Raw genomic sequence first — 9,587 nt, 5'->3', positions numbered from 1 at the left:
GAACAAAACGAACCCCCATACGCACAAAAGCACACCCTATCCGAACAAAACGAACCCCCATACGCACAAAAGCACACCCTATCCGAACAAAACGAACACCCTATACGCACAAAAGCAACCCCTATCCGATCAAACCGCCCCCCTCCCCTCCCAACTCCACTCACCCACACGAAAAAACTTAAAAACTACCTACCGCCATAAACAAAATAATCAATTTGCATCGACTTCAAAAAGCCGGCCCTTTTATACAGAGATAAGGCGCGTTCGTTTTCAATTTCGACCTCTAGCATAACCATTTTCTCGCCGCCCTGGAATGCAATGTGCTTTACCCAATTCAGCAGGGCTGTGCCGATCCCTTGTCCTTCCATATTTGGATGAACAGCTAATGCAGTCACCCACTGACTATCGCCCTCCTTGCGAGATGTTACCGTACCAACGACCTTTCCGTCCATGTCCGCTACCCAGAGCTGCAGCCCCTCTGTCGTTGAATTAAATTGGATCAACTCTAGAGATTCCTCACGTAAATCACCGAATGCTTCGCTAAAAATCGCAACAAGTGACTCCGTATCCATGACTTGAAATGGACGCATGATTAGATTCTCACGTAACCTAATCTCTTCTGCCTTAGCTTCTAGTGTTGCCTCTGAAAAGCTGTAGCTATAGTTTCGACTTTCCAAATAGGCACGTCCGAATGTTTCACCTTGAACTGCTAAAGCTAGCTCACCCTCCGCTCCACGCGCCTCTAGTCCATCGCGCAGAACATTCAATAGGGCACCTCCAATTCCAATTTGGCGGTACATCGGTGCCACTAGCATCGACCATTCATACGTATTTAAGCCCATTAAATCAATGGCACTTGCGACGCCCACTAATTTCTCCGCCTCATCATCGTACACTAATACAAAAAATCCCAATGCTGTGTAGTCACGCGCTACAGGTAAGTTCAGCACCGTTTGATAATATACGCCATCTCCTATACGACTTTCCTCACAAAGAGCCTTTATTTCGTTATACGTTTCCTCATCAATCGGAAACGATACTGTCATCATTGAAAAATTCATGTACCGCGCTCCACTTCACTTAAAATTATGTACTTATTTTAGAGCAATGCCCCCTGCAGCCGCAACTGAGATTATCAATATTTACTTTTATTTCCCTTTTTTCATGGTCATTTAAAGAAGTATAATTAATTTATTCTAACTACAGGAGAGAATTTATGGGGTACATAATGAATTTGCGGAAAAAGCTTGGTACTCAGCCACTTATTATGGTGGGCGCTTGCGTTATTATCCTTCATCACAATAGCGTCTTATTGCAGCTTAGAAAGGATAATCATTGTTGGGGACTTATGGGTGGCTCGATGGAATTAGGTGAATCACTTGAAGAAGTGGCTATTAGAGAAATGCAGGAAGAGAGTGGTTTAACACCAGAGGCCTTAGAACTCCTGCACGTATTTTCTGGTGAAGAATTTTACTACAAGTATCCACATGGAGATGAAGTATATAATGTATTAGCTGCCTATGTTTGTAATGCCTATACTGGATTTCTTAAACACGATAGAGAAGAAGCAGTTGAATTACAGTTTTTCTAGCTAAACGAACTTCCCAAAACCATTAGTCCTCCAGACAAGGTCGTTTTAGATTATTATTTAAAAATGATTATTTAGTGCAAAAAAGTGCATCCCCCACTACCCGGGGACACACTTTCAAACAACCTACAGCACTTCATTTCCGGCCATCACCATGCTTGCATAAATGCCGTCACTTGAGAGTAACTCCGCTTGAGGGCCAGCTTCAACTAGCTCACCCTTTTGCATAACAAACACGATGTCGGCATTGCGGACTGTATTTAACCGGTGGGCGATGACAAAGCTTGTTCGGTTCTCCATGAGCACCTCAAGCGCCTCTTGGATTTTCATTTCTGTTACGGTATCGATAGAGCTCGTTGCTTCATCTAATAGTAAAATGACAGGATCGGCGACTAACGCACGGGCAATCGATAGCAGCTGCTTTTGTCCCTGTGAAATTTCGCTGCCGTCCGCTGTTAAAATAGTTCGATAGCCTTCTGGAAGCTTCATAATAAAATCAAGGGCATTTGCTTTTTTCGCTGCCGCCTCTACCTCTTCGTCCGTTGCATCTAGCTTGCCGTAACGGATATTATCATACACCGTGGCTTCAAATAGAAATGGGTCCTGTAAGACGAACGCCATCTGACTACGCAGGGATTCTCTGGAAATTTCGCGGACATCGCGCCCATCAAATTCTACACGTCCACCTCCAACATCATAAAACCTTGCAATCAGCTGCATAATCGTCGTCTTCCCTGCACCCGTTGCTCCCACCAATGCAACTGTTTGTCCTGGCTCCACATGAAAGCTAACATTGCGTAGTATGTAGGCGCCTTCCTCCTGCTCGTATTGGAACGATACATCACGAAATGCTACCTCGCCTCGCAGCTTAACATCCTTTGCTCCATTATCCTCTTCAGCCGGCTCATCCATCACCGCAAAAACTCGTTCGGCGCCCGCAATAGCAGATAGCACCGTATTAAATTGATTAGCTAAATCGTTTAATGGTCGTGTAAATTGACGTGCATATTCAGTGAAAATTACAATTGTCCCAATCGATACATGGCCCTTTAATGCAAGTAATCCACCGATTCCTGCCACAATGGCAAAGCTCATATTATTCAGACCGTTCATTACTTTTGGAATATAGCCAGAATACGATAGGGCCCAAAAGCCTGTTCGGCGTAGCCTTGCACTTTTCTCACGGAATTCCGCTAGTACACGCTCTTCCTGAGAAAATGCCTTGACTACTCGTTGACCAGAAATCGTTTCTTCAATCATTCCATTTAAAGCGCCGACCGCTGCCTGCTGCTCCTTAAACAGCTTGCTCGTACGGCGTGTTATCCAGCGCATCGCCATAAACATAAGTGGAATAATGAGCATCGTTAGCATCGTTAACAATGGACTTAAATACAGCATCACAAGGACTGTACCTGTTAAAGTCAGCACACTTGAAAACACTTGAATAAAGGCACTGTTCAATGTAGAGCTGACCGTTTCGATATCATTCGTTGCTCGGCTCATTAGCTCCCCGTGCTGACGCTTATCAAAATACGAGACAGGAAGCATCAAAAGCTTTTGAAATACGCCCGTTCGCATATTATAGACTGTTTGCTGCGCAATGCCGATCATCCAGTAATTTTGCTGGAATAACGAAATCGATAGCGCAATGTAAATCCCAATTAGTATAAAAATTGGCTCAAGCATGCCATGGAACTTACCTATCACAATATAGTCGTCAATGATTCGCCCAACTAAAAATGGACCAATTAACGAAAGAGCAGAGCTTAGCACGACCATTAGGAGCACTGTCACAAGTAATGCACGCTGCTCATCAACAATTTTCCAAATTCGACCGAGCGTGGTCCTCCAATTTCTTGCTCGAGGGCCCTTCGCTTTTTTACCAGAACCCTTTAAGTCTTCCTTCGTTAGCACACGTTCGTAGCCAAAAGGTTTTTCAAGAAACTTCATCCGGACACCCCCTCCTGCTGTGAATGTGCAATTTTTTTGTAAAGCTCACTCTTTTCGAGGAGCTCCTCATGGTTACCAAAGCCAACTACTTGCCCATCATCTAGTAACAGGATAGCATCTGCCCCTTGTGCGGTTCGTACCTTCTGTGTCACCACGAGCATCGTCGCGTGCTCCTTTTCTAGGGCATCCCAAAGAGCCGCTTCTGTTTTCACATCAAGTGCTGACGTACTATCATCTAAAATTAAAATTTGTGATTTACGAACAAGCGCACGAGCAATTGATAGCCGCTGCTTTTGCCCACCGGATAAGTTTACGCCTTTTTGACCGACACGTGTATCATAGGCGTTAGGGAAGCTTTCTACCGCACTATGAATTTGTGCCTGACCGGCAGCCTCCTGCACTTCCTCTAACACGGCGTCCTGCTTACCCCAGCTCACATTTTCATAAATCGAGCCGGTAAATAGCATCGATTGCTGCGGCACAAAGCCGATCATTTCACGTAAATCGTCTAAATCCCAGGCTTGCACCTTCCGCCCATTTACGATGACCTCGCCATCTATCGCCTCATAAAAACGCGGAATTAAGCTAAGCAGTGTCGATTTCCCTGCTCCCGTAGCCCCCATAATAGCGAGCTTCTGCCCCTGCTCCACTGTAAACGATACATTGGACAACACCGCTCGCTCACTACTCGGATAATGGAACGATACATTTCGAAACTCTACTGTGCCTAGCTTCGATTCATCAAGCGGCTCATCTGTACCTGCCCTTCTTTCAAGTCCATCCTGGATAACTAGAATTTCCTCCATCCGTTCAGAGGAAGCCTTAGCACGGGCAAAAGCGATAATAATGAAAGCAAACATCGAAAATGCGCCAGAAACACGCATTGCATAATTGACTACAGCCACTAAATCTCCAACCTGCGCTTCATTTGAGCGAATTTCTACAGCGCCAAACCATAATACACCGAGTAGGCTCACATTCATCACCAGCAGCAATACCGGCATAATAAGCTCCATCACCCGAAGTGCCTTCATCGTATCAAGCTGTAAATTAGACGCTACCCTTTCGAAACGACTACCTTCATACGTACCCCGCATATACGCCTTTACTAGACGAATTGCCTGTAAGCCTTCCTGCAGCACGCGATTTACGCGGTCCAAACGAAACTGTACTAGGCTAAAGTATTTGACCCCTTTACTTACCATAATCGCTAGAAACAGAAGTAAGAATGGCGTACCAATTACTAAAAAGGCCGCCATTTTCGCATTCACAAAAAACGCCATAGCAATACTACCGATTACTGCAAGTGGAGCCCGAAGCATAATACGTAAACTCATAAACAACACGTTCTGCACCTGTGTAATATCACTCGTTAACCTTGTAATCAAGCCCGATGTAGGAAATTTCAAATAAGTCGCCATCGTAAACGACTGGATTTTTTGAAACAATGCATTACGTAGATCAAACGCAAAGCTTTGCGCTGCATGCGAGCTAAAATATGAGTTTGTAATACCTGATACTAAAGCAAGCAAGCCTAACGCAAACATCACGAGACCCCATTGCCAAATTGTCGTACCATCCTGCTGGAGGATACCCTCATCAATGATTTTGGCCATAATTAACGGCTGGACTAATTCAACAAATAGCTCAACTAGCATTAATAATAACGCAATCAACGCTGGCCATTTATACGGTTTTACATAAGAAAATACCGTTTTCACAAAAACAACCCCTTACAACTACTTCGACTCTCGAATTTCTATACACTGCATTTATTATGGCATATTTTTCAGCTTTTTTAAAAGTAACGCGTGCATTATCTCTTATCTGTTCAAAACGCCATACTCCTTCCTGTAAATCGAGTGCTAGTCACTATAATAAGTTAAAAAAAGACGATTTTATGTACAAAAGTACGTTCGAAATAACTAAATTCACTCAAATAACAAACAAAATTGTTCCCACTAGATAATAAGTCATGGTATTCTTAACAATATTAGCGCCACGGAAAATAGAACAATATTATTAATCAATACTGATACTATGTAATATTTAATGATAATATTGTCATATATTTATATAAGACTAGAATCCTATAATTTAGTTAGTAATAAATTTAAAAGAGGCACTTCACTAACCTTATTACAACACTTGGAAATTATAATTTTATTAATTTTTATCAAAATTATCGATATGAGTTCCCAAAAAAAGAGTTTAAAGTCCCTAAGATTATAGAATAGTAAAAAAATAACATAAGCTTACTAATGACTATATGACTTAAATTCTCTATAATACTAGTATATATATACGGAGTAAGGAGATATAGAATAGATGAGCCCACTACAAACCTATCAACTGAATAATGAATTATTGGACCAGACGCCATTCCCTTCCTTTATCATGGATCACAGCGGTGATATGTTAAAGTGGAGTGATTGGAGCGAGCATTATTTTGGTTACAAGGCTGACGATTTTGAAAATACTACAATAAAGAACAGTTTATTTTCTCTTGTTCCTAATGATGTTTGGATGAGCTTACTAGAAAGCACAAAACCTACCCAATTAAGCAACATTCAACTATTAACAAGAGACGAAAGCTTAGTTAGTATTTCGGTTCTAACAAAACGTTGTTCTTATCAAGGTGAACCCGCCATCTTTGTGATGTGTACACCGCTCGAAATAATGAACGCCATTGACAGTAGCCAACAAGAGCTAATCGACCTTCGCAATGGAATACAATCTTCATTTATGATGGTAACGATTGATAACGAAGGCTTTATCATTCATTGTAACCAGCCTTTTTTAAAGACAAGTCAATGGACGCCAAAACGTGTGTTAGGAAAAACATTTTGGAAGCTATTCCCTGAGAATGATGAAAGCACTAAAATCGCTCAAGCAATTTGGAAAACTCTTCAAAACGGAAACATTTGGCAAGGAGAAGTCGAGAAGGCTACAAAAAATGGACAATCCTATTGGGTGCACTTAACGGCTATCCCAACTGTAGGGGATACAGTAGATAACCGTCGCTATATGTTAATTGAAAAAGACATTACAAAAGATAAAATGGTTCAGCTACAGCTTGAAAAAATAGCTTATATCGATACTGAAACGGGACTAATGAACGTCCATCGCTTAGAAAAGGTTATTACGGAAATGATTGAGGAAGAGCGTCATTTTTCGTTCGTTTATTTAAGTATTGATAAATTTTACACTTTAAAGGAGCTACATGCCGCTACATTAGAGAGTAATTTAATTATCGAATTTACAAAGCGTATGAAAATGTACTTCCAGGACAGCACAATGGCAAGAATTAACGAAAATGAATTTGTTGTGATTACACCATTATCTGAGTGGTTTATTCAAGGATTCTTAAGCTACTTACAGCAGCATCCTATTTACAATAACAACACGGCTGTCCCATTATCAATTAGCGGTGGAATCACTCGATCGCCAGAGGATCAATCATCCTTCTCACAACTGATGAAGGCATCCCTTGCTACAATCGCTAGTGTACGTGATGCTGGTGGTGGTCATGTTGTTGCCTTATCAAAATCGACACATAAAGCGATCAATCGTAAATCACTTGTTGAAAAGCGTTTACTATTAGCACTAGACCAAAAAAACTTAAAGGTACTTTACCAGCCACAGCTTGATTTAACAACCGGCAAAATGACAGCAGTTGAGGCGCTTGTACGTTGGGAGGATGAGGAAATCGGTGTTGTTACACCAGATGAACTCATTCCAATTGCAGAGGAAACCGGCTTAATTCATAATATCGGCTCCTTTATGCTAGAAAAGGCTTGTATGCAGGCACTTCAATGGAAAAATGCAGGCATCAACTTAAAGGTGAGCATTAACTCATCTGTTCGTGAGTTCCGCGATAAAAATATGGCAAAATCAATCCTAGAAACACTTGAAAGAACAGGCTGCCCAGCAAATCTACTCCAAATCGAGATTACAGAAAAATTTGCACTTGAGGCAGAAGCTGAAACTTCGATTATTAAGCAAATGCGCCAGCTTGAAAGTGAAGGAATCGTATTTGTACTAGATGATTTCGGAACTGGCTATGCTTCATTCCGATATATGCAGCTATTACCAATTGAAATTTTAAAAATCGACCAAACATTTATAGCCTCTTTACTGAAATCTGAAAAAACACAGCGCTTAATTCATGGTATGGTTCAGTTTGGCAAATCGATGAATTTAACGGTTCTTGCAGAGGGTGTTGAGGAAGAGCAGCAAAAAGAGCTTCTTGAAAGCTATGGCTGTGACAGTATACAAGGATACTATATTAGTAAAGCTGTATCGCCGGAGCAAATACGCAAGCAATATGAGCAATTCTAATAAAAATGAGATGGTGTTCCCGCATTGGGGACCCATCTCATTTTATTTTCCTTGGCTTTTTCACCTTAATATAGGACTGAATTGACGTTAACCCTTTCCGCATCAGACGAAACAGTAGCTGAATAATAACTTCTGCAAATACAAGACCCATCGCAATAGCACCGGAAATCATAAAGGCACGTATTCCATTCCCCATCCCTGTTATATAATCGAGTTCCACAATATTGCGCATCGTATTGTAAGCAATGCCTCCCGGTACAAGCGGAATAATACCTGAAACACTAAAAACAATCATCGGCATACGGAATTTACGAGCAAATAAATGCGCGACAATCGCAACGACAAATGCCCCGATAAAAGAGGCTTGCACCTCATCTATGCCAGACTGAGATAACAAAAAGTAAATCGTCCACCCTACAGAGCCGACAAGTCCACATGCAGGAATTGCCCTCGTAGGTGCATTAAACACAACACCGAAGCAGGCAGTAGCAATAAAACTAAGGCTTACTTGAATTAAAAGATCCATCCTGCGCCCTCCTTAAAACGATAATACGAGCGCAATGCCCGATCCAATAGCAAACGCGGTTAAGAACGCTTCCGCCCCCTTTGCCATTCCTGCTGTAAAATGCCCGGCCATCATATCACGGACTGCATTTGTAATAAGTAAGCCTGGTACAAGTGGCATGACAGAGCCAATGATAATTTTATCTAATTCGGTTCCAAGATTAGCTTGCACAGCGAAGAAGGCAATTGTGCCAACGACTAGCGCAGCTAAAAATTCAGAGAAAAACTTCACCCGTGTCATAGCATGAATAACTGTAACTACATACAATCCCGTCCCTCCGGCAACAAAGGCTACAGGAATATCTGACCACAATCCATTAAACATAACTAAAAAGCAGCTACTAGCCAACGATGCTGCCAATACTTGGATGATTATTGGTAAAAAATAGTTCGTTCGTTGTATCTTTTTTAACTCGTCATACGCTTCTTCTAGTGTTATGATGTGAGAAGTAAGTTTGCGAGATACATTATTTACTAGTGTAATTCGATGTAAGTCCGTTATTCTTGTTGAAATCGACGTTATTCTTGTAGGTTGTGTTCTCCCCAATGAAAAAATGATTCCGGTCGGTGTTACATAGCTTTGCGCGTCCTCCAAATTTTGCGAACGTGCCATCCGGAGCATTGTATCCTCAACTCGATACGTTTCGGCACCACTTTCCATCATTATGCGACCAGCAAGCAAAAAGCAGTCAATTGCTATCTCATTATTTTGATCATTTTTTGTCATTTTCGGGAACCTCCTTTCGATTAGTCCGTACTATGAAGTAACGACTCAAATTTTTACGACGTTTTTCTTTTTTCCACATGTATTTTACCACAGAAAGGGGCGCAAACAGCATGGAAAACCTACGTAAAAAAAGACGCGGACCTTGGGTTGATATCTTCCTAATCTCAATTATTTTATCTCTAACTGGGGCAATCTTTTTTTTCACCATTCTTGACGGTAAGTTTAAGTTCCAAAACAACGAAGCTTCAGCCGATCAAGCTGAGATTCTATCCAATGTAACAGAAGCAAATTCTGCTTTCCCAGGCATTCGTATTATTTCGGATATGTCTAACGACGAAATTGCACCTTTCGCCATCCAATATCCACAGACAGATGACGAATCCTTTAATCATTTTATTACGAAATACATAAAGGCAT

The 9,587-nt window shown here is 41.5% G+C and carries 6 protein-coding genes and 2 pseudogenes; 3 read left to right on the top strand and 5 right to left on the bottom strand.

Features of this window, described 5'->3' with window-relative positions; genetic code table 11:
* Positions 1-185 precede the first annotated feature (185 nt).
* A complete protein-coding gene (locus V4T18_RS17935) occupies positions 186-1,061 on the bottom strand; it encodes a GNAT family N-acetyltransferase (RefSeq protein WP_332651768.1) in 876 nt (291 codons plus the stop codon).
* Between the two features lie 155 nt (positions 1,062-1,216).
* Between V4T18_RS17935 and V4T18_RS17930 the strand changes: the two are divergent.
* A pseudogene (locus V4T18_RS17930) lies at positions 1,217-1,666 on the top strand (NUDIX hydrolase).
* A gap of 48 nt (positions 1,667-1,714) precedes the next feature.
* Here V4T18_RS17930 and V4T18_RS17925 read toward each other — a convergent pair.
* Together V4T18_RS17925 and V4T18_RS17920 are read right to left on the bottom strand one after the other, a co-directional pair.
* A complete protein-coding gene (locus tag V4T18_RS17925) occupies positions 1,715-3,538 on the bottom strand; it encodes an ABC transporter ATP-binding protein (RefSeq protein WP_332651767.1) in 1,824 nt (607 codons plus the stop codon).
* Positions 3,535-5,259: an ABC transporter ATP-binding protein gene (locus V4T18_RS17920; protein WP_332651765.1), complete on the bottom strand. Its 1,725-nt coding sequence runs from the start codon at positions 5,257-5,259 to the stop codon at positions 3,535-3,537. Before V4T18_RS17920 ends, V4T18_RS17925 begins: the two co-directional genes overlap by 4 nt.
* Positions 5,260-5,866: 607 nt before the next feature.
* Between V4T18_RS17920 and V4T18_RS17915 the strand changes: the two genes are divergently transcribed.
* Complete coding sequence (locus V4T18_RS17915) at positions 5,867-7,879, top strand: EAL domain-containing protein (protein ID WP_332651763.1); 2,013 nt, start codon at positions 5,867-5,869, stop codon at positions 7,877-7,879.
* 37 nt (positions 7,880-7,916) lie between these two features.
* Here the strand turns inward: V4T18_RS17915 and V4T18_RS17910 are convergent, their stop codons facing one another.
* The gene (locus V4T18_RS17910; RefSeq protein ID WP_332651761.1) at positions 7,917-8,405 is read right to left on the bottom strand and encodes a threonine/serine exporter family protein; all 489 of its coding nucleotides are present in this window, start codon (positions 8,403-8,405) and stop codon (positions 7,917-7,919) included.
* A 12-nt stretch (positions 8,406-8,417) separates the two neighbouring features.
* A complete protein-coding gene (locus V4T18_RS17905) occupies positions 8,418-9,170 on the bottom strand; it encodes a threonine/serine exporter family protein (protein WP_332651759.1) in 753 nt (250 codons plus the stop codon).
* A gap of 110 nt (positions 9,171-9,280) precedes the next feature.
* Here V4T18_RS17905 and V4T18_RS17900 point away from each other — a divergent pair.
* Positions 9,281-9,587, top strand: a pseudogene (locus V4T18_RS17900) (polysaccharide deacetylase family protein); the annotation flags it as partial.

It is taken from the genome of Lysinibacillus sp. 54212 (assembly GCF_036662795.1).
In the GTDB taxonomy this organism is placed as follows: Bacteria; Bacillota; Bacilli; order Bacillales_A; family Planococcaceae; genus Lysinibacillus_B.
Note: the sequence above shows the minus strand (reverse complement) of the source record. Positions and strands in the feature narration are given on the sequence as shown.